The sequence below is a fragment of the Stenotrophomonas sp. C-A genome (assembly GCF_054030835.1).
In genome coordinates this window covers 1,764,241-1,790,596 of record NZ_CM132916.1, presented here as the reverse complement: position 1 = coordinate 1,790,596, position 26,356 = coordinate 1,764,241, and the positions used below count along the sequence as shown (strand labels likewise).

At 66.3% G+C, this 26,356-nt stretch carries 27 protein-coding genes and 1 tRNA gene; 4 read left to right on the top strand and 24 right to left on the bottom strand.

Annotated elements, in window-relative coordinates; genetic code table 11:
- The first annotated feature begins 28 nt into the window (after positions 1-28).
- Positions 29-2,359 (top strand): TonB-dependent receptor, encoded by a 2,331-nt coding sequence (locus tag ACW5IY_RS08580; RefSeq protein ID WP_049434765.1) that lies wholly within the window; start codon positions 29-31, stop codon positions 2,357-2,359.
- Positions 2,360-2,479: 120 nt separating this feature from the next.
- Here ACW5IY_RS08580 and ACW5IY_RS08575 read toward each other — a convergent pair.
- From ACW5IY_RS08575 to rlmE, 15 genes are all read right to left on the bottom strand, one after another.
- Positions 2,480-2,572: transfer RNA gene (locus ACW5IY_RS08575), tRNA-Ser, on the bottom strand.
- Positions 2,573-2,650: 78 nt separating this feature from the next.
- A complete protein-coding gene (gene csrA, locus ACW5IY_RS08570; protein ID WP_004152909.1) occupies positions 2,651-2,854 on the bottom strand; it encodes a carbon storage regulator CsrA in 204 nt (67 codons plus the stop codon).
- A 147-nt stretch (positions 2,855-3,001) separates the two neighbouring features.
- Complete coding sequence (gene alaS / locus ACW5IY_RS08565) at positions 3,002-5,650, bottom strand: alanine--tRNA ligase (RefSeq protein WP_049434767.1); 2,649 nt, start codon at positions 5,648-5,650, stop codon at positions 3,002-3,004.
- A 110-nt stretch (positions 5,651-5,760) separates the two neighbouring features.
- Entirely contained in the window at positions 5,761-6,252 is a 492-nt protein-coding gene (gene recX / locus ACW5IY_RS08560) for a recombination regulator RecX (protein WP_010484253.1), read from the bottom strand.
- 110 nt (positions 6,253-6,362) lie between these two features.
- Positions 6,363-7,400 carry a recombinase RecA gene (recA, locus tag ACW5IY_RS08555; RefSeq protein WP_049486953.1) on the bottom strand — a complete coding sequence of 346 codons (1,038 nt, stop codon included), beginning with the start codon at positions 7,398-7,400 and terminating at the stop codon, positions 6,363-6,365.
- 204 nt (positions 7,401-7,604) lie between these two features.
- Entirely contained in the window at positions 7,605-8,240 is a 636-nt protein-coding gene (gene lexA / locus ACW5IY_RS08550) for a transcriptional repressor LexA (protein ID WP_032128412.1), read from the bottom strand.
- Positions 8,241-8,405: 165 nt separating this feature from the next.
- Positions 8,406-10,088 (bottom strand): 2-polyprenylphenol 6-hydroxylase, encoded by a 1,683-nt coding sequence (gene ubiB / locus ACW5IY_RS08545; RefSeq protein ID WP_049434783.1) that lies wholly within the window; start codon positions 10,086-10,088, stop codon positions 8,406-8,408.
- Positions 10,089-10,122: 34 nt separating this feature from the next.
- On the bottom strand, positions 10,123-10,617 hold the full coding sequence (locus ACW5IY_RS08540) for a CinA family protein (protein WP_005409020.1): 495 nt from the start codon (positions 10,615-10,617) through the stop codon (positions 10,123-10,125).
- 103 nt (positions 10,618-10,720) lie between these two features.
- Positions 10,721-12,031, bottom strand: a complete 1,311-nt coding sequence (gene hflX, locus ACW5IY_RS08535; protein ID WP_049434772.1) for a ribosome rescue GTPase HflX — start codon at positions 12,029-12,031, stop codon at positions 10,721-10,723.
- Positions 12,032-12,045: 14 nt separating this feature from the next.
- On the bottom strand, positions 12,046-12,321 hold the full coding sequence (gene hfq, locus ACW5IY_RS08530) for an RNA chaperone Hfq (protein WP_004152891.1): 276 nt from the start codon (positions 12,319-12,321) through the stop codon (positions 12,046-12,048).
- 96 nt (positions 12,322-12,417) lie between these two features.
- Entirely contained in the window at positions 12,418-13,371 is a 954-nt protein-coding gene (miaA, locus tag ACW5IY_RS08525; RefSeq protein WP_049434773.1) for a tRNA (adenosine(37)-N6)-dimethylallyltransferase MiaA, read from the bottom strand.
- The gene (gene folP, locus ACW5IY_RS08520; RefSeq protein WP_049434776.1) at positions 13,371-14,267 is read right to left on the bottom strand and encodes a dihydropteroate synthase; all 897 of its coding nucleotides are present in this window, start codon (positions 14,265-14,267) and stop codon (positions 13,371-13,373) included. Before folP ends, miaA begins: the two co-directional genes overlap by 1 nt.
- Positions 14,268-14,913: 646 nt before the next feature.
- On the bottom strand, positions 14,914-15,099 hold the full coding sequence (locus tag ACW5IY_RS08515; RefSeq protein ID WP_008265807.1) for a hypothetical protein: 186 nt from the start codon (positions 15,097-15,099) through the stop codon (positions 14,914-14,916).
- A 102-nt stretch (positions 15,100-15,201) separates the two neighbouring features.
- Positions 15,202-17,136, bottom strand: coding sequence for an ATP-dependent zinc metalloprotease FtsH (gene ftsH / locus ACW5IY_RS08510; RefSeq protein ID WP_010485966.1), 1,935 nt, complete (start codon positions 17,134-17,136; stop codon positions 15,202-15,204).
- Between the two features lie 69 nt (positions 17,137-17,205).
- Positions 17,206-17,838 (bottom strand): 23S rRNA (uridine(2552)-2'-O)-methyltransferase RlmE, encoded by a 633-nt coding sequence (gene rlmE, locus ACW5IY_RS08505; RefSeq protein ID WP_005409014.1) that lies wholly within the window; start codon positions 17,836-17,838, stop codon positions 17,206-17,208.
- 65 nt (positions 17,839-17,903) lie between these two features.
- Between rlmE and yhbY the strand changes: the two genes are divergently transcribed.
- A complete protein-coding gene (gene yhbY, locus ACW5IY_RS08500) occupies positions 17,904-18,209 on the top strand; it encodes a ribosome assembly RNA-binding protein YhbY (protein ID WP_004152868.1) in 306 nt (101 codons plus the stop codon).
- Positions 18,210-18,222: 13 nt separating this feature from the next.
- Positions 18,223-18,597, top strand: a complete 375-nt coding sequence (locus tag ACW5IY_RS08495; RefSeq protein ID WP_049435938.1) for an Mth938-like domain-containing protein — start codon at positions 18,223-18,225, stop codon at positions 18,595-18,597.
- Between the two features lie 138 nt (positions 18,598-18,735).
- Here the strand turns inward: ACW5IY_RS08495 and ACW5IY_RS08490 are convergent, their stop codons facing one another.
- From ACW5IY_RS08490 to surE, 4 genes are read right to left on the bottom strand one after another with little or no spacing between them, the layout of a single operon-like run.
- Entirely contained in the window at positions 18,736-19,518 is a 783-nt protein-coding gene (locus tag ACW5IY_RS08490; protein WP_049435939.1) for a peptidoglycan DD-metalloendopeptidase family protein, read from the bottom strand.
- Complete coding sequence (locus ACW5IY_RS08485) at positions 19,515-20,129, bottom strand: YqaA family protein (RefSeq protein ID WP_004152860.1); 615 nt, start codon at positions 20,127-20,129, stop codon at positions 19,515-19,517. Before ACW5IY_RS08485 ends, ACW5IY_RS08490 begins: the two co-directional genes overlap by 4 nt.
- Before the next feature lie 18 nt (positions 20,130-20,147).
- Positions 20,148-20,825 (bottom strand): protein-L-isoaspartate(D-aspartate) O-methyltransferase, encoded by a 678-nt coding sequence (locus ACW5IY_RS08480; protein ID WP_049435940.1) that lies wholly within the window; start codon positions 20,823-20,825, stop codon positions 20,148-20,150.
- A complete protein-coding gene (gene surE / locus ACW5IY_RS08475; RefSeq protein ID WP_049435942.1) occupies positions 20,822-21,601 on the bottom strand; it encodes a 5'/3'-nucleotidase SurE in 780 nt (259 codons plus the stop codon). Before surE ends, ACW5IY_RS08480 begins: the two co-directional genes overlap by 4 nt.
- 209 nt (positions 21,602-21,810) lie before the next feature.
- Here surE and ACW5IY_RS08470 point away from each other — a divergent pair, with 209 nt between their 5' ends.
- Positions 21,811-22,350, top strand: a complete 540-nt coding sequence (locus ACW5IY_RS08470; RefSeq protein ID WP_049435943.1) for a Smr/MutS family protein — start codon at positions 21,811-21,813, stop codon at positions 22,348-22,350.
- 69 nt (positions 22,351-22,419) lie between these two features.
- Here the strand turns inward: ACW5IY_RS08470 and truD are convergent, their stop codons facing one another.
- The 5 genes from truD to eno are packed head-to-tail and all read right to left on the bottom strand — an operon-like array spanning position 22,420 to position 26,325.
- The gene (truD, locus tag ACW5IY_RS08465) at positions 22,420-23,451 is read right to left on the bottom strand and encodes a tRNA pseudouridine(13) synthase TruD (protein WP_049435944.1); all 1,032 of its coding nucleotides are present in this window, start codon (positions 23,449-23,451) and stop codon (positions 22,420-22,422) included.
- Positions 23,448-23,945, bottom strand: a complete 498-nt coding sequence (gene ispF / locus ACW5IY_RS08460; RefSeq protein WP_049435945.1) for a 2-C-methyl-D-erythritol 2,4-cyclodiphosphate synthase — start codon at positions 23,943-23,945, stop codon at positions 23,448-23,450. Before ispF ends, truD begins: the two co-directional genes overlap by 4 nt.
- Positions 23,946-23,979: 34 nt before the next feature.
- Entirely contained in the window at positions 23,980-24,678 is a 699-nt protein-coding gene (ispD, locus tag ACW5IY_RS08455) for a 2-C-methyl-D-erythritol 4-phosphate cytidylyltransferase (protein ID WP_049435946.1), read from the bottom strand.
- A complete protein-coding gene (gene ftsB, locus ACW5IY_RS08450; RefSeq protein WP_043402126.1) occupies positions 24,675-25,028 on the bottom strand; it encodes a cell division protein FtsB in 354 nt (117 codons plus the stop codon). Before ftsB ends, ispD begins: the two co-directional genes overlap by 4 nt.
- A 4-nt stretch (positions 25,029-25,032) precedes the next feature.
- Entirely contained in the window at positions 25,033-26,325 is a 1,293-nt protein-coding gene (gene eno, locus ACW5IY_RS08445; protein WP_049435947.1) for a phosphopyruvate hydratase, read from the bottom strand.
- Positions 26,326-26,356 lie beyond the last annotated feature (31 nt).

Below are 26,356 nucleotides of genomic sequence, written 5' to 3'. Positions count from 1 at the left end.
ATTTCACATCATTTTCACGGATCGTGCCATGCGTCGCCACCTGCTTGCTGCTGCCATTCTGTTCGTCGTCCACACCGCCCAGGCCGCGGACGAACCCACCCTCCCCACCCTCCAGGTCCAGGCCTCCCAGCCCTCGCGCATCGACAGCCGGGTCACTGTCGACAACCCACAGGCGCAGAACCGCACCCTCGGCGGCCTGCTCGAACACGTCTCCGGCGTGCAGAGCAGCGCCTTCGGGCCAAACGCGGGCGCTCCGGTCATCCGCAGCCTCAGCGGCAACCGCGTGCAGATCCTGCAGGACGGCCAGTCCATCCTCGGCATGAACGCGATCAGCGGCGACATCAACATTCCGTTCGATCCACTGTTCGTGCACAGCGTCACCGTCAACAAGTCGTCCGATACCGTGCGCTACGGTGGCAACGCGATCGGCGGCAGCGTGGAGATCGACTCCGGCCTGATCTCGCGCAGCATGGAAGACAAGGACCAGTCGATGGAACTGGTCCTGCGCAAGGGCTTCAATGCCGCCGACGCGCAGGGCTTCCGCATGAACTTCAACAACCAGCGCAACCTCTCGACCAACCTGCTGGCCTCTCGGCAGCGCATCTCGCACTACGACATCCCCGGCAACAGCAAGGCCAGTGTCTGCAACACCGGGCTGTTCCCGCCGACCGGCGGCGTCAACTCGGCGCTGGCCGACAGCTGCCAGAAGGAGGCGCGCGTCCAGCAGATCTACAACAAGGCCTCGCAGCCCTACATCGACCAGTTCATGACCGAAAACCCGGACTGGGCCGATGGTGATTTCTCGTTCTACACCAACAACCCGACCTCGGTCTGGCAGCGCCGTACCTATATCAATCCGGTCAATCCGGCCTATGTCGCCGGCACGCCGTCATACGTACAGAAGCAGATCAACAACGATGTGACGCCCGATTACCATCACCGGTTGGGCAACAGCTACGCGCGCAATTCGCAGGTGGCGTTCGGGTCGACCCTGTTCTTCGAGCGTGGTTACGTGGGTGTCAGCATCGATGCCAAGGACAGCGAATACGGCGTGCCCGGGTTCTCGATGCAGAACCTGTCGTTCGGTTCCAACTACGCCAACGCATTGCCGGTGGGCGTGGTGATCAAGCAGGAACGCTACGCACTGGAAGCCCTGTTGCGCGACCCGCTGCCGTGGTTCGAGCGCGCCGAACTGCGTGTTTCCAAGCTGGACAACACCTCGGGCGAACGGCTGGGTGCCACCCGGGCCAACGACTACGATTTCGAGAGCACCCAGGCCGAACTGCTGCTGAGCCATCAGCGTGTCGGTCCGCTCAGCGGCCTGCTCGGCTACAGCCACCAGTCGCGTGACGTCACCGGCAGCGGCTCGCTGCGCTACCTGCCTGACGTCGACACCCGCAGCAACGCGGTGTTCCTGAAGGAGACGCTGGACTTCGGCTGGGCCAGTTTCGACGCTGGCGTGCGCCACGAGCGCGTTGACCATGACCTGCAACCAAGCCGCTTCAAGACCGCGCGCAATGCCGCCAACACGAAACTGCAGGACCGCGACTACCGGCTCAACAGCTACAGCCTGGGATCGTTTGTCGAGCTCGGTCCGTTGTTCGCCGCCAAGGTGCGCTACTCGTCCTCGCAGCGCGCACCGGAGATCAACGAGCTGTATGCGAGCAATGCTCACTATTCGGTGATGACCCAGGAAGAAGGCAACCAGAACCTCGAGCCGGAACGCGCGAAAAACCTGGAGCTGACCGGCCTGTTCCATATCGGAGGGTTCGAACTGTCGGCCACCGCGTACCGGATGAAGTACGAGAACTATCTGTACCTGGGCTACTCGGGCGTGCAGACCGCCAACCGCCTGCCGCTGAAGTACTGGAAGCAGACCGACACCACGGTGAAGGGCTTCGAGATCGATGCCTCGCAGGCACTGGAGCTTGGCCGATACGGCACATTGAACATCTCCGCTTTCGCCGACCTGGTGAAGAACAAGGCCGACCACCCCGATTCGCTGCGTGCCCACAATGACGGCGAGTACCTGCCGAACATGCCCACCAACCGCTACGGTGCCAACCTGCAATGGCAGCGCGAAGGCTGGAAGGCGCAGCTGTCCAGCACCTACTACGACACGCAGAAATACCTCGGCCGCAATGTCAGCGAGGAAGTGCCACTGGATGCCTTCAACTTGGTCGACCTGCAGGTCAGCCGTGAGCTGCCGGTACGCAACAGCTACATCGCCGGCATGGAGGTGTTCGTCAACGGCAGCAATCTGCTCAATGAAGAAGCACGGCCACACAACTCGCCGCTGAAATACATCGCGCCGTTGCCGGGGCGTGGTTTCCAGGTAGGTGTGACGGTAAGGCTCTGAGTCGGGGGCACCCGAAGCGCCATCCATTGATCGATGATCAGTGGATGGCGCACCGGCAATGAGTTTTGCCATAAAGAAAAACGCCTGCAGATCGAGGATCTGCAGGCGCTTCTTTGTATCTGGCGGAGTGAGAGGGATTCGAACCCTCGATAGAGCTTTTGACCCTATACTCCCTTAGCAGGGGAGCCCCTTCGGCCACTCGGGCATCACTCCGGGGTTTTCTCCGCGTCTGGTGCGTTGCACCTCAGCGGGGCGTGAATCATAACGTTAATCGAGTGCGAAGGTAAAGCGTTATTCGGCAGAATTTTCGCTACCGGTGCCACCGGCTTCGTCACCGCGCTGGATGCGCTGATAGATCTCTTCGCGATGCACAGCGACGTCCTTCGGCGCGGTGATGCCGATACGCACCTGGTTACCCTTGACGCCAAGCACGGTGACGCTCACCGAGTCACCGATCATCAGGGTTTCGCCGACGCGGCGAGTCAGGATCAACATTTTTGTAAGTCTCCATGGAACCGTGTGGAAGGGTATCCCCCACCGGCTTGACGCTCCGTCAAGAAGCGCTACCACGACAAAGGGAAAAGATTCGCAATGGTACCGTCAGCCGTCCCGCTCCTACAAGGAGGGGGACGGCCAGGTTCATCACAGGCGGGGGCTGACCCATTCGACGACTGCAGCCAGCGCAGTGGCAAGGGCGGGCCCGTCCTCGCCACCACCCTGGGCGAGGTCCGGGCGTCCGCCGCCCTTGCCCCCGATCTGACCGGCGATATGGGACAACAGTTCCCCAGCCTTGACCTTGCCCATTGCGCTGCCGTTCACACCCGCGACCAGGGCGGCCTTGCCGTCCTGGGCGCCGGCCAGCACGATCACCGCGTCGCCCAGCTGCTGCTTGAGGCGGTCCATGGCGTCACGCAGGGCCTTGGCGTCGAAACCCTCCAGACGGGCGGCCAGCACCTTCACGCCAGCAACCTCGACGGCCTGGCCTGACAGGTCGGCCGTGGCACCGGCGGCGACCTTGGCCTTCACGGCTTCCAGTTCGCGCTCCAGCTGCTTCTGGCGCTGGCCGAGGGCACGGATCTTCTCGACCACGTCCGTGGCGCTGCCGCCGAGCAGCTCGGCGGCTTCGGCCAGGCGGGCCTCTTCGGCATCCACATAATCCAGGGCGCCCTGACCGGTAACGGCCTCAATGCGGCGTACGCCGGCGGAAACACCGCCCTCGGAGGTGATCTTGAACAGGCCGATGTCGCCGGTGCGGTTGACGTGGGTGCCGCCGCACAGCTCGGTGGAGTAGTCACCCATCTTCAGCACGCGCACGTGCTCGCCGTACTTCTCGCCGAACAGCGCCATCGCACCGAAGTCCAGCGCTTCCTGCATGCCCATGTTGTGCACTTCGGCGGCGTTGTTCGCGCGCACCTGCTGGTTGACCTTGCGCTCGATCACGGCCAGCTCTTCCGCGCTGATCGGCTGGAAGTGCGAGAAGTCGAAACGCAGGCGGTCCGGAGCGACCAGCGAGCCCTTCTGCTGCACGTGGGTGCCCAGCACTTCGCGCAGGGCGGCGTGCAACAGGTGGGTGGCCGAGTGGTTGAGGATGGTGGCGCCACGGCGCTCGCCATCCACCTGGCCGGACAGCACATCGCCGACCTTCAGGCCGCCTTCGGACAGGGTGCCGACGTGGCCATGGAACTGGCCGGCGAACTTCTGGGTGTCTTCCACCACCAGGCGCACGCCGTTGCCGGTGAGCACGCCGGTGTCGCCGACCTGGCCGCCGGACTCGGCGTAGAACGGGGTCTGGTTGGTGATGACGATGACTGCGTCACCAGCATCGGCCGACTGCACCGGACGGCCGTCCTTGAGCAGGGCCAGCACGGTCAGGCCGTCGGCCTGCAGGCGGTCGTAGCCGAGGAACCGGGTCGGGCTCAGGGTCGCCACCAGCTCGGCCGGCAGCGTCACGCCGCCACCGAACTTGCCGGCCGCACGTGCGGTTTCGCGCTGCTGTTCCATCGCAGCATCGAAGCCGGCGATGTCGACGGTCAGGTCGCGCTCGCGGGCGATGTCCTGGGTCAGGTCGAGCGGGAAGCCATAGGTGTCGTACAGGCGGAAGGCGTCAACGCCCGGGATCACGCCATTGCTGGCCTTGCCCGCGACGTCTTCGAAGATCTTCATGCCGGCGTCGAGGGTTTCAGCGAAACGCTCCTCCTCGGCCTGCAACGCACGGGTGACGGTGTCCACCGCTGCCGGCAGTTCCGGATAGGCCTCGCCCATCTGCTCGACCAGGGTCGGCACCAGCTTGCTGAAGAACGGCTGGCGCACGCCCAGCATCCAGCCGTGGCGCAGGGCGCGGCGGATGATACGGCGCAGCACGTAGCCACGGCCTTCATTGGACGGCAGCACGCCATCGACGATCAGGAACGAACAGGCACGGATGTGATCGGCGATCACACGCAGCGACTTGTTTTCCAGGTCGGCGGTGCCGGTCAGCTCGGAGGCCTTGCGGATCAGAGCCTGGAACAGGTCGATCTCGTAGTTGGTGTGCACGTGCTGCAGGATCGCCGCCAGGCGCTCCAGGCCCATGCCGGTGTCCACGCACGGCGCCGGCAGCGGCACCAGGGTGCCATCCGGCTGGCGATCGAACTGCATGAACACCAGGTTCCAGATTTCGATGAAGCGGTCGCCGTCCTCATCCGGGGAGCCCGGGGGGCCACCGGCGATATGGTCGCCGTGGTCGTAGAAGATCTCGGTGCACGGGCCACAGGGGCCGGTGTCGGCCATCTGCCAGAAGTTGTCCGAAGCGAACGGCGCACCCTTGTTGTCGCCGATGCGCACGATGCGTTCTTCCGGAACGCCGACCATGTCGCGCCACAGTTCGTAGGCTTCGTCGTCGGTCTGGTAGACGGTGACCAGCAGACGCTCGGCCGGCAGCTTCCAGACCTGGGTCAGCAGTTCCCAGGCCCAGGCGATCGCGTCCTTCTTGAAGTAGTCGCCGAACGACCAGTTACCCAGCATTTCGAAGAAGGTGTGGTGGCGTGCGGTGTAGCCGACCTGGTCGAGGTCGTTGTGCTTGCCGCCCGCGCGCAGGCAGCGCTGGACGTCGGCCGCACGCACGTAGCTGCGCTTTTCCGCGCCAAGGAACACGTCCTTGAACTGCACCATGCCGGAGTTGGTGAACAGCAGGGTCGGATCATTGCCCGGCACCAGCGGCGCCGACGGCACGATGGTGTGGCCTTTGCCCTTGAAGAATTCAAGGAAGTCGCTGCGGATCTGGGAAGTCGTGAATTTGGCGGATGCGTTCATTGGGGGGCTGGCAGTCTGCGGGCCGGCGGGCCCGGACCACCGGCCGCATTGGCCAGGGTCGCGAGGGACCGCCGAAAACCTAAAGGGTATCAGGCCCGGCGCCGCCAGTCTCAGTCATCCGGGTCGTAGCGGGTCGCGCGGCGGATGCTGTCGCCGTCGAAGCCGCGTCGGGCCAGCAGATCGGCGGCCTTGCGCCGCTGCGTCAGGTCCTGCGGGCCGGCCTCGCCAAAGCGTCGACGGACCAGATCACGGGCGTTTTCCTGCCAGTCGCCTTCGTAGCTGTCCATCGCCGCGGCAATCGCGGCACTGTCCAGGCCGTGGGTCCCCAGCTCGGCGCGGACATGGATCGGCCCATAGCCGGTGTTGGCACGCATCCGCACCAGATTCTCGGCAAAACGGGTGTCGTCCTGCCAGCCGGCCTCGGTGAGCTTGGCGACAGCCGCCTGCGCCGCATCGTCTTCGATGCCGCGTGCGGTCAGCTTGCGGGTGAGTTCCTTGCGCGAGTGTTCGCGGCGGACCAGCAGGCCCAGCGCCCGTTGCACGGGGGTCTGCTCACGCGGCCGGCGTTTGCGACCGGTGGGAATGTCGTCGGCGTCGGACATGCGTACTCCAAGGGTGGCGCCATCCGTGGCGCCCAGCCCATCCCTGGGCGATTCGAACCTGCGGGACAGGGCGACGTCACTGACGGCGCCGCCCTGCCCCACAGCAAGCTTTACTCGTCGTCGCCTTCGTCGTCGCCTTCCTCACGGCTGGCTTCGGTCGGCTGGAACTTCCCGCGCAGCTCGGCTTCGAGCTTCGCAGCAACTGTCGGGTTGTCGCGCAGGTAACCGCGGGCGTTGTCCTTGCCCTGGCCGATGCGCTCCTCACCGTAGCTGTACCAGGCGCCGGCCTTCTCGACCAGCTTGGCATCCACACCCATGTCGATCAGCTCGCCCTCGCGGCTGATGCCTTCGCCGTACAGGATCTCGGTGATGACCTGCTTGAACGGAGGCGCCAGCTTGTTCTTGACGACCTTGATCTTGGTCTGGTTGCCGATGATCTCGTCGCCCTTCTTGATCGCGCCGATACGGCGGATGTCCAGGCGCACCGAGGCATAGAACTTCAGCGCGTTGCCACCGGTGGTGGTTTCCGGGCTCTGGCCCGGCATCATCACACCGATCTTCATGCGCAGCTGGTTGATGAAGACCACCAGGGTGTTGGAGCGCTTGATGTTGCCGGTCAGCTTGCGCAGCGCCTGGCTCATCAGGCGGGCCTGCAGGCCCGGCAGCTGATCGCCCATCTCGCCTTCGATTTCAGCCTTCGGGGTCAGTGCGGCGACCGAGTCGATCACCAGGATGTCGACCGAACCCGAACGGACCAGCATGTCGGCGATTTCCAGCGCCTGCTCACCCGTATCCGGCTGCGACAGCAGCAGGTCGTCCACGTTCACACCCAGCTTGGCAGCGTAGATCGGGTCCAGCGCGTGCTCGGCGTCGATGAAGGCCGCGGTGCCGCCCATCTTCTGGCATTCGGCGATGGCCTGCAGGGTCAGCGTGGTCTTGCCCGAGGATTCCGGCCCGTAGATTTCAACGACGCGGCCCTTCGGCAGACCGCCGATGCCCAGTGCGATGTCGAGCATCAGCGAACCGGTCGGGATGGCTTCGACGGGCTCGACCACGCGGTCGCCCATGCGCATCACCGAGCCCTTGCCGAACTGCTTCTCAATCTGGCCCAGAGCTGCAGCGAGGGCGCGCTTCTTGTTCTCGTCCATCGGTTGGGTCCTTGCAGAGGTCGTGTCGTTGGAGGTGCTGTCTTTGGGGGTCTTCTTTGCCATGGGCTCACTTTAAGTCGGACGTATCGCACAGGCTGAGATTCTGCCCGGCGCTCTGAAAAGAATTATCGGACATCCGTACCAACCTCAGTGGAACCAGAGAATCGCCACAAAAGACCGCGGGGTAATGCGCTATGGAACGGGTCAACGGTTGGGTCGCAACAGGCCGCAATAGAGGCCTTCGATCGAGAAGTCCTGGTCCGGCAGCACCTCGATCGGCTTGTAGTCGGGGTTGCGCGGCAGCAGGCGGATACGATCCTTGGCGATCTTCAGCAGCTTGACGGTGATCTCGTCATCGATGCGCGCCACCACGATCTGCCCGGAATGGGCGTCGCGAGTGCGGTGCACGCCGATCAGGTCACCGTCGAAGATGCCCTCGTCGATCATCGAATCGCCCTGCACCTTCAGCAGGTAGTCCGGCGCTGGCGAGAAGAACACCCGGTCCAGCACCACGAAATCGTCCGAGCCGATATCGGCGCCGATCGGCAGGCCGGCCGCAACCCGGCCGAGCACCGGCAGGCGCAGCACGCTGTCGGGCAGGCCTGGCTCGGCCAGCTTCTCGACCGGCGGCGCCTGCACCAGGCGGATGCCGCGGGCCTGGCCGGGGATGCGACGGATCGCACCGGCCTGCTCCAGGGCCTCCAGGTGGTACTGGGCCGCGCGCACGCCCTTGAAGCCGAACGCACGTGCGATTTCAGTCTGCGACGGCGGTGCGCCTTCGCTCTCGATACGCTCGGCGATCAACTGCAGGATCGCCTGCTGGGTGTCGGTCAGGTCCATGGTTAGTAGTATTACTACTAACGTGCAGGACTGCAAGTGCCGGAGACGACACGGCGACATCTGTAGTGCCGAGCCGTGCTCGGCAATGTGGCGAATGGCTGGGCTGACCTGGGCAAGAGCAGCCGAGCATGGCTCGGCTCTACAGGAATCGGTGCGGCAAGCACACTAGGTGTGCTTGCTGCTTCTCCATATCGAGAACAGGATCCACACGCCGCAGAAGCCGGCGCCGATGAAACCGCACACACCCAGCGCCAGCAGCCAGCGGCTGGAGACACCCCCTACGCTGTGCATCACGATCGACGAGCCGATGATCAGCGCAGCAGTGACGATGCCCATCACCAGCCGGTTCGCCGCACGGTTCACCTGCTCGCCGAAGCCCTGCAGCGCGCTGGTTTCCACCTTCAGCTGCAGCCGCCCACGGCGCGCCGCCTGCACCAGCTTGCGCAGGTCGCGGGGCAGCTCACCGGCGAAGTCGACCAGGCCCAGCAGGCTGCGCCGGCCGCGCTTGAGCAGCGCCCTGGGCGCATAGCGCTGCAGCATCACGCGCTCCAGGAACGGGCGCGCGGCGCTGGCCATGTCGAAATCGGGGTCCAGCTGGCGGCCCATGCCTTCCAGAGTCAGGAAGGCCTTGATCATCAGTGCCAGATCGGCCGGCAGGGTCAGGCTGTAGCTGCGCAGCAGCTGAGTGATGTCGCCCAGCATCAGGCCGATGCGCAGATCCTTCAGCGGCACGCCACGGTACTGATCGACGAACTGGCTGATGTCGTGCTGCAGCCGGTTCTCGTCAACCTCGACACCGCCGGCCCAGTCCAGCAGCACGTCAGCCACGCCCTGCGGATCCTGCTCGACCAGCCCGTGCAGCAGCTGCGCAACCTGGAAACGCCGTACTTCCGACAAGGCGCCGACCATGCCGAAATCGATCACGCCAATGCGGCCGTCACGCAGATAGATGATGTTGCCGGGGTGCGGATCGGCATGGAAGCTGCCGTCCTCCAGCACCATCTTCAGCACGATGTCGGCGCCACGCCGTGCCAGCTCGCGGCGGTCCAGCCCGGCCGCATCGACACCGGCCAGGTCTCGGCCGGGAATGCCGTCGACGAAATCCTGCACGTTCAGGCTCTCGCAGGTCCACTGCCAGTGCACGCGGGGAATCAGGATGTCATCACGACCATTGAAGTTGCGCGCGATGCGCTCGGCATTGCGGCATTCGGCGGCGAAATCCAGCTCGCGGCGCAGCGACACGGTGAACTGCTGCACGACTTCGGCCGGGCGGTAACGTCGCAGATCCGGCAGTCGGGCCTCGACGATCTCGGCCAGGCGGGCCAGCAACCGCAGGTCGGCCTCGACCACATCGCGGATGCCGGGGCGCCGTACTTTCAGCACCACCTCGCGACCGTCATGCAGGCGCGCACGATGGGCCTGCGCCAGCGAGGCGGCCGCCATCGGGGTTTCATCGAGGAACGCGAACACGTCCTGCGGAGACGCACCAAGATCGGCTTCGAGCTGCTCGCGGATATCCGCATATGGCAGCGCCGGTACTGCGTTCTGCAGTTCGGAGAGCTCGGCGATCCATTCCGGCGGCAGCAGGTCGACGCGTGTCGCCAGCACCTGCCCAAGCTTGACGAAGGTCGGGCCGAGGTCCTGCATTGCGCTGCGAACACGCACCGGCGCGGTCATCCGCAGCAGCTCCTGCCGCTCCTCGTTCCAGTGCAGCAGGCGCCCTGCCCGCTCCAGCGTGCTGGCCAGGCCGATGCGCCGCACCACATCGCCGAAGCCATAACGGATCAGGACAACCGCAATTTCCTGCAGTCGGCCCAGGTCACGGACCGTGCCCAGCGTTTCCCACATCATGCGTGCTCCGGACGATTACCGGAGCAGCATGTCACAGCTGGGCGTCGATACCGCGCAATGCCGCCGCCACGGTTTGCCGGCGGATGGCTTCGCGGTCACCATCGAACTGGAACAGCTCGGCGCGGGCATAGCCGCCACGGCGCTTCCAGCCGATCCAGACACTGCCGACCGGCTTGTCCGGGCTGCCACCGCCGGGGCCGGCGATCCCGGTCACCGCGACGGCGATACCGGCGCCGGAGTTGACCAGCGCACCGGACACCATTTCCAGCACGGTTTCGCGGCTGACCGCGCCGAACTGCTCCAGGGTCTGCGCGCGTACGCCCAGCAGGCGCTGCTTGGCCTCGTAGCTGTAGACCACCATGCCGCAGTCGAAGAACGCAGAGGAACCGGCAATGTCGGTCATGCACTTGGCGATCCAGCCACCACTGCAGCTTTCAGCGGTCACCAGCTGCAGCGAGGCCTGCTGCAGGCGCTGCCCGAGCGCGGCGGACTGGGCATTGAGATCGGCGTCGGTGGGAATGGACATCGGCATGACGGTGGGGTGAAGAACCTGCACGTTGTACCGCAGATGACAGGCGGATGTCGCGCACCGCCGCAATGGCAGCCGCCGGGCATGGCCCGGCGCTACCTCACCACTCCGGCAGCTTCTCCGGCAGCAGCGCCCGGATCGGCGCACCGTCGGCACTGGCGGCCAGCTTTTCGGCTTCGGCGATCGGCAGGTCAACCTGCAGCAGCCAGCCCTCTTCATCGGCCTGTTCGCTGCGGATCACTTCCAGCTGGTGCAGGCGCGCGCGCAGGCGGCCGGCATCCGGTGGCAGGCGCAGTTCGCCGGTGACGTGCTGCAGGCCCAGGCGCTTGCCCAGCACCGCCTGCAGCAGCTCCAGGCCCTGCCCGTCACGCGCGGAAATCCACACCCGCTCGCGACGCGACTCGTCCGGGATACCATCCTGGCCATCGTGGCGGACGTCGGCACCGTCGATGCGGTCGATCTTGTTGAATACCAGCAGCTGCGGCAGGTCACCGGCACCGACCGCGGTCAGCACCTCGTCGACCTGGGCGATGCGCTCCTCGCGGTGCGGATCAGCGGCATCGACCACGTGCAGCAGGAAATCAGCCTCGCGCGCCTCGGACAGGGTCGAGCGGAACGCGGCGACCAGATCATGCGGCAGATCGCGGACGAAGCCGACGGTATCGGCCAGCACCACGTTGCCCCCCGGCACCGCAATGCGGCGCACGGTCGGATCCAGCGTTGCGAACAGCTGGTCGGCGGCATAGGCCTCGGCGCCGGTCATGGCGTTGAACAGGGTCGACTTGCCGGCGTTGGTGTAACCCACCAGGGCCACGCGCGGCAGCTCGCTGCGCACGCGCGCACGGCGCATCTGGGTGCGCTGCACTTCAACCTTTTCCAGGCGCTTCTGCAGCTGCTCGACCCGCTTCTGCAGCAGGCGGCGGTCGGTTTCCAGCTGGGTTTCACCCGGGCCGCGCAGGCCGATCGAACCGCCGCGCTGGCGCTCCAGGTGGGTCCAGCCGCGCACCAGCCGCGTGGCCAGGTGACGCAGCTGCGCCAGCTCGACCTGCAGCTTGCCCTCGTGGCTGTGCGCACGCTGGGCGAAGATGTCCAGGATCAGGCCGGTACGGTCGATCACCCGTCGCTCGAGGAAGCGTTCCAGGTTGCGCTCCTGGCCCGGGCTCAACGCATGGTTGACCAGGATCAGGTCGGCACCACTGGCGTCGGCCGCAGCCTTGATCTCGTCCAGCTTGCCGCTGCCGATCAGGGTCGACGGATTCGGACGGTCCAGGCGCGCGGTGATCGTCGCGGCAATGCTGGCCCCAGCCGAGCGGGCCAGATCACCGAATTCTTCCAGCACATCGTCTTCCAGCTTGCCGAAATGGGGCTGGATCAACAGGGCGTGTTCGCCCTTCTTCGAGCGGTCAAACATTCACCGCTCCGGTATTACTCGTCTGCTTCATCACCTGCCTGACCACCTTCACCCGACTGCACGTAACCACCGCCCGGACCGACCTTCACGTTGCGTGCCGGAACGACCGTGGAAATGGCGTGCTTGTAGACCATCTGACTGACCGTGTTGCGCAGCAGGACCACGAACTGGTCGAACGACTCGATCGTGCCCTGCAGCTTGATGCCGTTGACCAGGTACACCGAAACCGGCACGCGTTCGCGCCGCAGTGCGTTCAAGAAAGGATCCTGCAGCGATTGCCCCTTGGACATTGCACACTCCTGATTATTGTTCTTATTGGGTTGCCGACGGTTGCCACGGCCCCCGAGCCGCCCGCCGACCGATGATGTTACACGGCTGGCGGGGGTTCAGCGTGCGACGAAGGTCGACACCGCGCCGGCCAGGCGCTCATGGTCGATATGGGGGTCGAACCAGCGCGCATCAAGCTCGCCGCGCAACCAGGTCAGCTGGCGCTTGGCCAGCTGCCGGGTGGCGAAGATCGCCTTGTCACGGAAACGGGTGGCATCGCCCTCGCCGTCGAGGTATTCCCAGGCCTGGCGGTAGCCGACCGCGCGCACCGCCGGCAGGTCCAGCGGCGCCGTCACGGCGGCCATTTCCGGCATCGCGCGCAGTGCCCGCACCTCGTCGAGAAAGCCCTGCGCCAGCATGGCGTCGAAGCGCGCCTCGATACGCTGGTGCAGCACCGCGCGGTCACGCGGCGCCAGGATCAGCTTGAGGGTGCGTACCGGCAGCGGCGCCACGCCCGGCCGACGCTGCCATTCGGTGATGGGGGTGCCGGTCAGGCGGTAGACCTCCAGCGCCCGCTGGATGCGTTGCGGGTCGGTGGCATGGATGCGTGCCGCCGCAGCCGGGTCGACCTTGGCAAGCTCAGCGTGCAGTGCCGCCCAGCCACGCTCGGCCGCCTCGGCGCTGAGCGCCTCGCGCATCACCGGGTCGGCCTCCGGCATCGGCGACAGGCCCTGCAGCAGGGCCCGGAAATACAGCCCCGTTCCACCGGCCAGGATCGGCACTTTGCCACGCGCCACGATGTCGGCCACGACCCGGCCGGCATCGGCGGCGAACTCGGCTGCCGAATAGGTCTGCCACGGATCGCGCAGGTCCAGCAGATGGTGCGGCGCCTGCGCGCGCTCAGCCGCATCGGGCTTGGCCGAACCGATATCCAGGTGGCGGTAGACCAGCGCCGAATCGACGCTGACGATTTCGCCATCCAGCTGCTGTGCCAGGGCGATCGCGGTGGCGGTCTTGCCACTGGCGGTCGGCCCCATCACGGCGATCGCCAGTGGCCGCCGGTCGATGCCCATCAATCTTCGTCCGGCCAGCGGATCGTCGGCGTGGCGTCGGCACGTGGCGTCGGCACGGCGTCGACGGCCTGCCAGATCTTCAGCGCATCCACCGTAGCCGCCACGTCATGCACGCGCACGATGCGCGCACCGCGCTGCACCGCGATCAGATGCGCGGCCACGGACGCCGCCACGCGTTCAGACGGGGTGTCGCGCCCGGTCAGTTCGCCCAGGCTGCGTTTGCGCGACAGGCCAGCCAGCATCGGCACGCCCAGCTCCAGGAAGCGCTCCGAGCGGGCCAGCAGGGTCATGTTGTGGGCGGTGGTCTTGCCGAAGCCGAAACCGAGATCGATCAGCAGGTTCTTCTTCGCGATACCTGCCATCTCGGCAGCGAACAGGCGCTGCACCAGGAAGCCGTGCACCTCGGCGACCACGTCGTCGTAGTGTGGATTCCCCTGCATGTGGCCCGGCTCGCCCTGCATGTGCATGAGCACCACCGGCACGCCGACGTCGGCAGCGGCTTCCAGTGCGCCGTCCTGACGCAGGCCGAAGATGTCGTTGATCATGCCGGCGCCAGCGGCCACCGCCGCGCGCATCACCTCCGGCTTGAAGGTGTCGATGCTGATCGGCACCTGGGTGCGGGCGGCCAGCTGCTCGATCACCGGAATCACCCGGCGCAGCTCATCCTCGATCGATACCGGCGCAGCGCCCGGGCGGGTCGATTCGCCGCCGATGTCGAGCAGGTCTGCGCCCTCCTCGACCAGCTTCAGGCCGTGGGCGACGGCCGCCTCGGTGGTGTCGTGCGCGCCGCCATCGGAGAACGAGTCCGGCGTGACATTGACGATGCCCATGACCCGGGCACGGTCCAGGCGCAGGATGCGGCCGGCGCAATCGAGCTGGGGCGAGGTATCGAACATGGGCAATCCTGCAGGGACAACGGCGGGTAGTTTAGTTCGGCAGGGCGGCGCCCTGCACCCGCCGAGGCCAGAGCGACAGCAACAGCCGGAGCAACAGCGGGTTTACTGAAGAATGGCGGGGTGGGTCCGGTTGCGGGGGCCGCTGCAAGTACGTCCATGTAAGCTCGGTCGCCGCATCCATGCGGCTCACGCCCCCGCAACCGGACCCACCCCGCCTTCGACAATTTCTCGCGATCTGCAGTAGATCCACGCCGTGCGTGGATGAATCTCCATCGGAATCGAATATTTCGAATTGGCATCGAAATGCATCCACGCATGGCGTGGATCTGCCGTGTCGACCAAGGTCGACACCTACCAACAGCTCCCGGAATCTGTCAAAGGTGGGGCGGTGTGGGTTGGCAGGACCGTTGGCGCCATGGATGGCGCCATCGAGCCCCCATGGGTGAGGGGGCTTTGCTTGCGAAGCATTGCTTCGCAAGCGCCCGAACGCACAGCCGCCAGCGGCTGGGCCGGACCGCGGAGCGGGGTTTACGGCGTGTCCTGCCTGCCCACACCGCCCCGCCATCCCACGGATAGCCAGCTTTTGCTGTTGCTTCGGCCGTTGCTTGAAGCTTCGGCAGGTGCAGGGCGCAGCCCTGCCGCGCCCTCAGCGGCGGCGGCGCTTGCGATCCACGTACAGGGTCTTGGCAATGCTCAGCACGATGCCGACCGCGATACCCACCACGCAGCCCAGCAGCAGGTTGTCGGCGCCCAGGCCCACACCCACGCCGACCACGGTGGCGATGACCATTTCGACGGTGTGGGAAATCGGTTCGGGCTTCGGGGCGGACATGCGGGCTCCAGCGTCAGTGCGGTTCTTCGGGATGGGCCAGTGGCCCGGAAACGACGAAGCCGGGTTGCCCCGGCCTCGTCTGGTGTCACATGCAGCGGGCCGTCAGTGCGATTCGGCCGGGCCTGCGATCGGCGGCAGCGGACGGGCGTCGCCGCCCTTGTCGTTGCCACCGTCCTTGTTCGACTTGTTCCAGCCGGCCGGCGGCGGCGGATCGCGACCCTCCATGATGGCGTCGATCTGCGGCGCGTCGATGGTCTCGTACTGCAGCAGCAGCTGGGACATCGCGTGCAGCTTGTCCAGGTTGGCCGTCATCAGCTCGGTGGTGCGTGCGTATGCCTCGTCGAGGATGTTGCGCACTTCCTCGTCGATGCGGCGCGCGGTGTCGTTGGACACGCTCTTGTGCTGGGTGACCGAACGGCCCAGGAACACCTCGTCGTCCTCTTCGCCGTAGGCGATCGGGCCGAGCTGGTCGGACAGGCCCCACTTGGTGACCATGTTGCGGGCCATCTTGGTGGCGCGTTCGATGTCATTGGAGGCACCGGTGGTGACCTTGTCGGCACCGAAGATCAGCTCCTCGGCAACGCGGCCACCGTACAGCGAGCACAGCTGCGACTTGATCGCCACGCGGTTCATCGAGTACTTGTCGCCTTCCGGCAGGTACATGGTCACACCCAGCGCACGGCCGCGCGGAATGATGGTGACCTTGTAGACCGGGTCGTGCTCGGGCACCAGGCGGCCAACGATGGCGTGACCGGCTTCGTGGTAGGCGGTGAGGGTCTTCTCCTCCTCGCTCATGGCCATCGAGCGGCGCTCGGCACCCATCAGGATCTTGTCGCGGGCACGGTCGAAGTGGTCCATGCGGACTTCCTTCTCGTTGCCACGCGCGGCGAACAGGGCCGCCTCGTTGCAGAGGTTGGCCAGATCCGCACCGGAGAAGCCCGGGGTACCGCGCGCGATCACCATCGGCTCGACGTCGTCGGCCAGCGGCAGCTTGCGCATGTGGACCTTCAGGATGTGCTCGCGGCCCTTCACGTCCGGCAGGCCGACCACGACCTGGCGGTCGAAACGGCCCGGACGCAGCAGCGCCGGGTCCAGCACGTCCGGACGGTTGGTCGCGGCGATCACGATCACGCCTTCGCCACCTTCAAAACCGTCCATCTCGACCAGCAGCTGGTTCAGGGTCTGCTCGCGCTCGTCATGACCGCCGCCCAGGCCAGCGCCACGGTGGCGGCCGACGGCGTCGATTTCGTCGATGAAAATGATGCACGGCGCATGCTTCTTGGCCTGCTCGAACATGTCACGCACGCGGCTGGCGCCGACGCCGACGAACATTTCCACGAAGTCCGAACCGGAGATCGAGAAGAACGGCACCTTGGCTTCGCCGGCGATGGCCTTGGCCAGCAGCGTCTTGCCGGTACCGGGCGGGCCCACCATCAGCACGCCGCGCGGAATCTTGCCGCCCAGCTTGGTGAACTTGGACGGGTCGCGCAGGAAGTCGACCAGCTCACCCACTTCTTCCTTGGCCTCGTCGCAGCCGGCGACGTCGGCGAAGGTGACCTTGATCTGGTCTTCGCCCTGCAGCTTGGCGCGCGACTTGCCGAAGGACATCGCGCCCTTGGCACCGCCGCCGCCGCCCTGCATCTGGCGCATGATGAACAACCAGAAGCCGATGATCAGGATGACCGGCAGGAAATTCATCAGGATCGCGCCGAGGGAAATGCCGCTGGACGGCTCCTCCTGCACGATCTCCACGTTCTTGGTGCGCAGCACGTTGATCAGGTCACGATCGAACGGCGCGGTGATGGTGGACGACTGCCCACCGCGGGTGGTGTAGGTCAGCTGGCTGGTACCGCCGCGCATGTCGCCGCCAAAGGCGACCTTCTGCACGTTGCCGCTGTCCACCTGGTCCAGGAACTGCGAATACGACGCGCCCTGCGCCCCGGCCCCGGAGGACTTCGGCGAGAAGCTCTGGAAGACCACCATCAGCACGACGGCGACGACCACCCATAGCAGGAGGTTCTTGGTCAAGTCGTTCATCCTCATTGGCTCCGGTGTTCCTCTCAGTGCTGGCGTTGCGTTGGGGTCGAACTTGCGTACGTTGCGAGCTTACTTCATGTGGGCGCGTTTTCCCTGACCCAAGGCATACACCTCGGGAGAGCGCTTGCGCGAGGCTTCCGGCTTGCGGATGGAGACCTTGTCGTACCGGCGGCGCATGTCGCGCACGTAGTCGTCAAAGCCCTCGCCCTGGAACAGCTTGATCAGGAATGCCCCACCGGTCTTCAGGTGGTTGTCGGCAAAATCCAGGGCCAGCTCCGCCAGGTGCATCATCCGCGGCTGGTCGACCGCGCCTACACCACTCTTATTGGGGGCCATGTCCGACAGCACAAGGTCTACCGGCTGATCCCCGAGCATGGCTTCAAACTGCGATAGAACGGCTTCTTCCCTGAAGTCACCATGAAGGAACTCCACACCGGCCAGCGGCGGCATGTCCAGGATGTCCAGGGCCAGCACGCGGCCGGTGTCGCCGATCTGTCTCCGCACCTGCTGAGACCAGCCGCCCGGGGCCGCGCCAAGGTCGACCACCACCATGTGCGGCTTCAGCAGGCGGTCACGTTCGAGCAGCTCTTCGAGCTTGTAGGCGGCGCGCGAGCGCATGCCTTCGGCCTGGGCCTTCTTCACGAAGGGGTCGGAGAAGTGTTCCTTGAGCCAGCGCTGGCTGCTTTTGCTGCGGGTAGCCATTGAAAATAGGGGCTGATGGGGTCCTCATGATACCCTGATCGCCCCATTCAACCGTGTTTTCCTGCATGTCCATCGCCCTGACCGCTTCCCAGACCCGTTTCCTGCGCGGCCAAGCCCACGACCTGAAGGCCCTGCTGCAGACCGGCGGCAAGGGTGTGACCCCGGCCTTCATCGCTGAGCTGAACGAAGTGCTGGAGCGCCACGAGCTGGTCAAGGTGAAGGTCGCTGCCGAAGACCGCGACGCCCGTGACGTGATGATCGGCGAGATCGTCGAAGCCACCGAAAGTGCGCTGGTGCAGCGCATCGGCCACGTCGCCGTGTTGTACCGCCCGAGCAAGGAACAGCGCCAGATCGTGCTGCCGCGCGGCTGATCGCCCTACTGCCATGCAGCTGAACCACGAACCGCCGGATTACGCCTACAGCCTGCGCGCCGCAGATGGCCGCTCGGCCAAGGTGAATGATCAGGTGCTGGGCAGCAGTTTCTTCCTGACCCCGGACCAGCTGGTCGAGCACTGGCCGGTGAAGCAGGCCGCCGAACTGCAGCTGGCCGACCTGGAGCCGATCCTGGCGCTGAACCCGGCACTGATCGTACTCGGCACCGGCGACCGCCAGGTGTTCCCGCCAGCGGTGGTGATGGCCGCCTGCCTGTCACGCGGCATCGGCCTGGAAGTGATGAACAATCCGGCCGCCGCGCGCACCTTCAACATCCTGGCCGGCGAAGGCCGCAAGGTCGCCGCCGCCTTCATTCTCGAAGGCTGACGTGGCGTCGCCGGGCATGGCCCGGCGGTACCCTGGATCACACGTACTCTGTAGCGCCCCAGCCCATGCTCGGGCGGCGCCGCGTCGCGGCGCGGAAAGCCGCCGGGCGTGGCCCGGCGCTACCCGATCACACGGTGATCAGCGTGCCGGCAGATACTGCTGCGGGTCGACCGGCTTGCCGTTGTAACGAATCTCGAAGTGGACCATGTCGCGGTTCGCACCGGTACGGCCCATCTCGGCGATCTGCTCGCCGGCCTTCACGCTCTGCCCTTCATTCACCAGGCGCTTGCGGTTGTGGCCATAGGCCGACAGCCACTGGTCGCTGTGCTTGATGATGATCAGCTCGCCGTAGCCGACCAGGCCGGCACCGGAATACACCACCACGCCATTGGCGGTGGCCTTGACCGCCTGGCCGCTGGTGCCGGCGATGTCCACGCCCTGCTTGGTCGCATCACCGGCCACGTAGCGGCCGACGATCGCGCCGTCAGCCGGCCAGCGCCAGGCGATATTGCTCTTCACCGGACCGACTGGCGCCGGAGCCGGCGCGGTGCTGCCGCCGCTGCTGCTACCCGAACGCGGCGGGGTGACCACCGTGGTGGGCGCGCGGCCGCCGCTGGCACCGGCCGGATACAGCCGGATCACCTGGCCCGGATGGATGGTCGAGGGGTTGTCCAGGCTGTTCCAGGCAATCAGGTCGGCCGGGGTGATGTCGTGGATGCGGGCCAGCGCATAGATGGTGTCGCCCTTGCGCACCACCACGGTCTGCCCGGGCTTGGGCACCGAGGTCTTCGGCGTGGTCACGCCACCGGTGCTGCCGCCACCCGGGCGGACCACAGTGGCGGTGCCGCAGGCGGCCAGGGTGGAAACCAGCAACGCCAGCGCGCCGATGCGCACTCCCTTGCTCAGACGATCAGGACTCATGCGAACTTCGACCTCCATACAAGCCAGGCGATCAGCACCACCACCAACGCGGTGGCGATCCAGCCCAGCGGTTCAATCCAGCGACGCAGTGCCGCTTCAGCACGCGCACCACCGATACGGATGACCGCAGCCAGCACGAACACGCGCTTGCCACGACCGATCAGCATGCTCAACAGATACTGCGGCATCGGTACGCCGACGATACCCGATGCCCACGTGAAGACCTTCATCGGGATGGGCATGAAACCGCCCAGTACCAGGAAGGTGAACACCGCCCACGGCGACTCGGCCATCTTCGCCTGCACAGTGGTGATGCCCTGCTCGATCGCCGGCAGCATGCCCAGCGCTTCGAACAGCGGCTTGATCGCCTCGAAGGCGAAGTGGCCCAGCGCGTAGCCGACAACCGCCCCGACCATCGAGCCGGCCAGGCTGAGGGTGGCGAACCACCACCCGCGCTTGGGCTGGGCCACGCACATCGGCGCCAGCATCACCTCCGGCATCACCGGGAAGATGATCGCCTCGAAGAAGCTCAACACCGTCAGGTAGGTCGGCGCGCGTTCGTGCGCCGCCCACTTCATCGCCCGCTCGTACAGCGGCCCGAAAATCTTCATGCAACCCTGCTCCGTGGATTAGTCGAGCATGCCAGACAGCAGCGGCACGAACGTGACCGGCGCCAGCACGTGTTGTTCGATGCTGCCGTCGGCCTTGCGATCCAGCTGTACCAGCGACTGCGCCCCGGGGCCACCGACCGGCGCCACCAGGCGGCCGCCCCCGGCCAGCTGCTCGATCAGGGCGTCGACCAGTGCCGGCGCCGCCGCAGTGACCACGATGGCATCGAACGGACCGTGCTCGGCCCAACCGACGCGGCCGTCGTCATGCTTGGTGCGGATGTTCATGCCCAGCGCACGGAAGCGCTTGCGGGCCTGGCGCAGCAGATCGCCGATGCGCTCCACGGTGTAGACCTCCAGGCCCAGCGCACCGAGGATGGCGGCCTGGTAACCGGAACCGGTGCCGACTTCCAGCACCCGCTTCGGCGCGACCTGGAGCACCGCCTCGGTCATCCGCGCGACCACCCAGGGCTGCGAGATGGTCTGGCCGTGGCCGATCGGCAGCGCGGTGTCTTCATACGCACGCGAGGCCAGTGCCTCGTCGATGAACAGATGGCGCGGCACCACCCGGATCGCGTTCAAGGTCGGCTCGTCGACGATGCCGGCTTCGCGCAGGCGATCGACAAGTCGGTCGCGCACGCGCTGCGAGGTCATGCCGATACCGACGGCTTCCGGTTGCAGGCGCAGGCGTGGGCTCATGCCGGCTGGTCCAGCGCCGCACTGAGGCCGCCAACCCAGCTGGCCACCTTCTCCAGTGCCTGGTAACGGGTCAGGTCGACCTGGATCGGAGTGATCGAGATGTGGCCGGTGCGCACCGCATGGAAGTCGGTGCCGGGACCGGAGTCCTGCTCACGACCAGCCGGGCCGATCCAGTACACCTCGCTGCCGCGCGGGTCCTTCTGCGCGATGCAGCCTTCGGCGCGATGACGGTTGCCGAGGCGGGTGACCTCGAAGCCCTTGACCTCGTTCCACGGCAGATCCGGCACGTTGACGTTGAGGATGGTGTCAGCCGGCAACGGATCGGCCTTGAGCCGGGCGACGATCTCCACTGCGGCGCGCGCGGCGGTCTCGAAGTGCTTCGGATCATGGTTGCGGGTAACCAGCGAGACCGCCACCGCCGGCAGGCCGAGGAAGCGACCTTCCATCGCCGCCGAGACGGTGCCGGAATAGATCACGTCATCGCCGAGGTTGGCGGCGTTGTTGATGCCGGACACGACAATGTCGGGTTCGAACTCGAGCAGCCCGGTCAGCGCAAGGTGCACGCAGTCGGTCGGGGTGCCGGCCACCGAGACGGTGTAATGGTCGATGCGCTTGAGGCGGATCGGCAGGTCCAGGGTCAGCGAATTGCTGGCGCCGGAGCGATCGCGGTCGGGCGCGACCACCGTGACCTCGTGTCCGGCCTCGCGCAGCACCGAAGCAAGCATCCGGATGCCTGCGGCGTCGACGCCATCGTCGTTACTGACCAGGATTCGCATCTTCGATTTAACCGCTTGATTTTCCAAGAATTCGATTCCATCACCGTGCAGTGTGGGCGGGACCGTCGTACTCCCCTGCGGAAGCCGTCGACCCTGCAAGGGCATCGTCTATTGTGCCGCATGCGAGCCGCCGGTCCTACCCTGCCGGCGGTCACGGCCGACATCGAACCGTCATAGGCAGACCTGCGCCGGCGGTTTACCCTGTACGCATGTCGCACCCTGAAGACGAAGATCCGGCCGCATTGTTCCGTGCGGCCATCGGCGAAGTGACGCCGCTGCGCAAGGATGCCGAGCCGGCACCGGCTGCGCCCCGGCCGAAGCCGCGCGCGCGCATGGCCGAACGTGACGAGGCCGAAGCCGCCGGCGAGTTCGCCCGGCTGCTGCGCGACAGCACGCCGCTGGAAGCCGGCGACGTGGCCAGCTATCGCCGCGACAACCTGCCACCACGCCTGTTCCAGCGCCTCAAGCGTGGCCAGTACTCGGTACAGGACGAACTGGACCTGCACGGCGCCACCGCCGCGCAGGCGGAGACGCTGTTGCGCCAGTTCCTGCTGGAGGCGCATGCACACGACTATGGCTGCGTGCGCATCATCCACGGCAAGGGCCTGCAGTCCGATGGTGGTGCGCCGGTGCTGAAGAACCTGGTTGATCGCCTGCTGCGGCTGCGCAACGACGTGCTGGCGTTTCATTCGGCGCCGACCGGGCAAGGTGGCACCGGTGCGGTGCTGGTACTGCTGGCGCGCAGATGAAAAAGGGGACGGAGGGAATTAAGTCGTTTGTGGCACAAACGACTTAATTCCCTCCGTCCCCTTTTTCTGTCAGGCCTGCGAGGCGTCTTCCACCGCGCCGAGCTCGTGCAGCACGGCGGTGGCGTAGCAGCCAGGCGGCAGCGCGAACGACAGCTCCAGTACGTCATCGGCCAGCCACTGGTGCTGCAGCAGCGCCGGACGCAGGCGCAGCGCGCGGCGCTCCTGCTTCAGGCGTGCGTCTTCCAGGCCGGCCCGCAGGGCCTTCGATTCCTCGTCGTCCAGCGCAGCCAGCTCCAGCTCGCGTGCCGCATCGGTGCTGCGCAGCTCGCCTTCGCCCCACAGCGGCGCGCTGGGATGGATGTCGAAACGCGCCAGGCGCTCGGCCAGCACGTCGGTGTACGGCTCGGGTCCGAACACGCTGCGGCTGCCATCGAGCATCCACACTTCGCCCTCCAGCGGCTGATCCCAGTTGCCCTGCTCCACGCGCGCGGCCAGCACGCGGTTGAACAGCGCCGAACGCGCGGCTGACAGCAGCAGCGAACGCTGATCCTTGCGCATGCGGCGGCCACCGAACATCGCCAGTGCCGCCGGCACGTTGCCGCCGTCGCGGCCAAAGCGCTGCTCGCCGAACCAGTTCGGCAGGCCGCGCTCGGCAACCTGCTGCAGGCGTTCGCTGATCGCTGCGGCATCGCCCTGCACTTCACGCAACACCAGCTTGAAACGGTTGCCGGCCAGTGCGCCACGCTGCAGCTTGCGGTTGTGCCAGGTGGCTTCAAGCACTTCGATCTCATCACTGGCCAACTCGGCCAGGTCCGGCGCAATGCGCTTGGGCAGGTGCACGCTGAAACGCTGGGTGGTGACCGCGTGGCGATCCTTCATGCCGGCGTAGCTCACCGCCATTTCCGGCAGGCCGGCCCACTTGGCCAGCACCTTGGCCACATGCACGGTGTTCGCGCCGCGCTTGCGGATGTGCAGCAGCAGGTGCTCACCTTCGCCGGTGGCCTCGAAGGCCGGCAGTTCGTCCACCTGGAAATCTTCCGGGGTGGTGCGGATGCGCGCTGTGAGCAATGGCGCACCGAATGCAAGCGGCAGCGGAATCATGCGGCCACCAGCAGCACCACGGCCTGCGCGGCGATGCCTTCACCACGGCCGGTGAAGCCCAGCTTTTCCGAGGTGGTGGCCTTGACGCTGACCGCATCAAGCGGCAACTGCAGCAGTCCGCCGATGCGCTCGCGCATGGCCAGCGCATGCGGGCCGACTTTGGGTCGCTCGCAGATCACGGTGATGTCAGTGTTGCCGACACGCCAGCCACGCTCACTCAGCAGGCTGTCGCAGTGGCGCACGAAATCACTGCTGTCGGCACCCTTCCAGCGGTCGTCACTCGGCGGGAAATGCTGGCCGATGTCACCCAGCGCCAATGCGCCGAGCATCGCATCACACAGCGCATGCAAGATCACGTCGCCGTCGCTGTGGGCGAGCACGCCGCAGCTGTGCGGTACGTTCACGCCGCCGAGCATGATGTGATCGCCTTCACCGAAGGCATGGACGTCATAGCCCTGGCCGATGCGGACGGGCGGGAAAGGTGCGGTGCTCATGGATGCAACCCTTGCAGCAGGGCCGCGCGGGCAATCAGCTGGCGCGGCGGGAAAGTACGAATTCGAACCGGTCCAGATCGGCCGGGGTGGTGACCTTGAAGTTGTCCTCACTGCCTTCCACCAGCAGCGGGCGCTGGCCCTGGCGCTCCATGGCCATGGCCTCGTCGGTGACTTCAACACCGGCGGCAGCAGCGTCGGACAGCGCGCGGCTGAGCTGGTGGCGACGGAACAGCTGCGGGGTCAGTGCGCGCCACAGGCGCTCGCGCGGCTCGGTGCCGTCGATGCCACCGTCGTCGCCTGCACGCTTGAGCGTGTCGCGCACCGGGGCGGCCAGGATCGCGCCAACCGGGTCGGCACGGCCGACTTCAAGCAGGCGGCCGAGATCGGCCAGGGACAGGTTCGGTCGCGCCGCATCGTGGACCAGCACGAACTCATCGGCGCGCACCGACTCCGGCAACGCCTGCAACCCGGCCAGCACCGAGGCGGCACGGGTCGCACCCCCGACACAGGTCAGCACCGGCTTGCCCGCCCACTCGTTCCAGCCCGGCCAGTCGGCGTCGTCCTGGCCGATCACCACCATCGCACCGGCCACGGCCGGGTGCGCCAGCAGGGCGTCCAGGGTATGGGCGAGCAGGATCTGCCCACCTGCCTGCAGGTACTGCTTGGGCAACGGCGCGCCGAAGCGGGTGCCACGGCCAGCAGCCGGAACCACGACCCAGATGGCCGCGCTCATGGCACGTCCGCCGGATGTTCGCCAGCCTGGGCAGTGACGCCTGCAGCAGGCTGCGCCGGGTGGACCGGCGCATCCTCGACCACGCGGTAGAACTTTTCGCCAGGCTTGATCATGCCCAGCTCGCTGCGCGCGCGTTCCTCGATGGCGGACTGGCCTTCCTTGAGGTCCTTCACTTCGGCAGCCAGCGCATCGTTGCGCTGCTGCAGGCCCTCATTGTCCCGCTCCTGGTTGGTGACCTGGGCTTCGAGCATCATCACTTCGCCCGAGTTGCCCGGACCGAACCAGAAGCGGTACTGCAGCCAGCCCAGCAGCAGGGCCAGCACCAGCAGCATCCAGCGCCAGTCGCGCATCGGCTCAGCGCTTCAGCGAAACGAACGCGTCACGACCGGCGTAACGCGCGCCGGCGCCGAGGGCTTCCTCGATGCGCAGCAGCTGGTTGTACTTGGCCACGCGATCGCTGCGGCACAGCGAGCCGGTCTTGATCTGGGTGGCGGTGGTGGCCACTGCGATGTCGGCGATGGTGGTGTCTTCGGTTTCGCCCGAACGGTGCGAGACCACCGCGGCATAACCGGCGCGGTCAGCCATGGCAATCGCTTCCAGGGTTTCGCTCAGGGTGCCGATCTGGTTGACCTTGATCAGGATCGCGTTGGCGGTGCCCGAGTCGATGCCTTCCTGGAAGATCTTCGGGTTGGTCACGAACAGGTCATCACCGACCAGCTGCACCTTCTTGCCGATGCGGTCGGTCAGCAGCTTCCAGCCGGCCCAGTCGTTCTCGGCCAGGCCGTCCTCAATCGTGATGATCGGGTACTGCGCGGCCCAGTCGGCGAGGAAGTCGACGAACTGCTCGGAGGTCAGGCGCTTGTTCTCGCCGACCAGGTTGTACTTGCCATTCTCGAAGAATTCGCTGGAGGCCACGTCCAGGCCCAGCAGCACGTCTTCACCGGCGGTGTAGCCGGCCTTGCCGATTGCTTCAAGGATGGTGTCCAGCGCTTCGACGTTGCTGCGGAAGTCCGGTGCGAAGCCGCCTTCGTCGCCAACCGCCGTGCTCAGGCCGTGGCCCTTCAGCACCGACTTCAGCGAATGGAAGATCTCGGTACCGGCGCGCAGCGCTTCGGAGAACGAGGTGAAGCCGACCGGCAGCACCATGAACTCCTGGAAGTCGACGTTGTTGTCGGCATGCGCGCCGCCGTTGATGATGTTCATCATCGGCACCGGCAGCGACGGGGTCACGCCGGTCTTGGCGGCCAGGTACTGCCACAGCGCCTGCTTGCTTGATGCGGCAGCGGCGTGCGCGGCGGCCATCGAAACACCCAGCAGTGCGTTGGCGCCGAGGCGGCCCTTGTTCTCGGTGCCGTCGAGGTCGATCAGGCGACGGTCGAGGCCGGCCTGGTCGGTGGCCTCCAAGCCCTTCAGTGCGGCGGCAATCGTGGTGTTGACGTTGTCGACGGCCTTGCGCACGCCCTTGCCCAGGTAACGGGTCTTGTCGCCGTCACGCAGCTCGACCGCTTCCTTGGTGCCGGTCGAGGCGCCGGAGGGAACCGCGGCACGACCGAACGAACCGTCCTCCAGGATGACTTCGGCTTCCAGCGTGGGGTTGCCACGACTGTCGAGGATTTCACGGGCGTGGATGCTGCGGATCGTACTCATGGTCGGACCGGTTACCTGTCTGGAGAGGGGC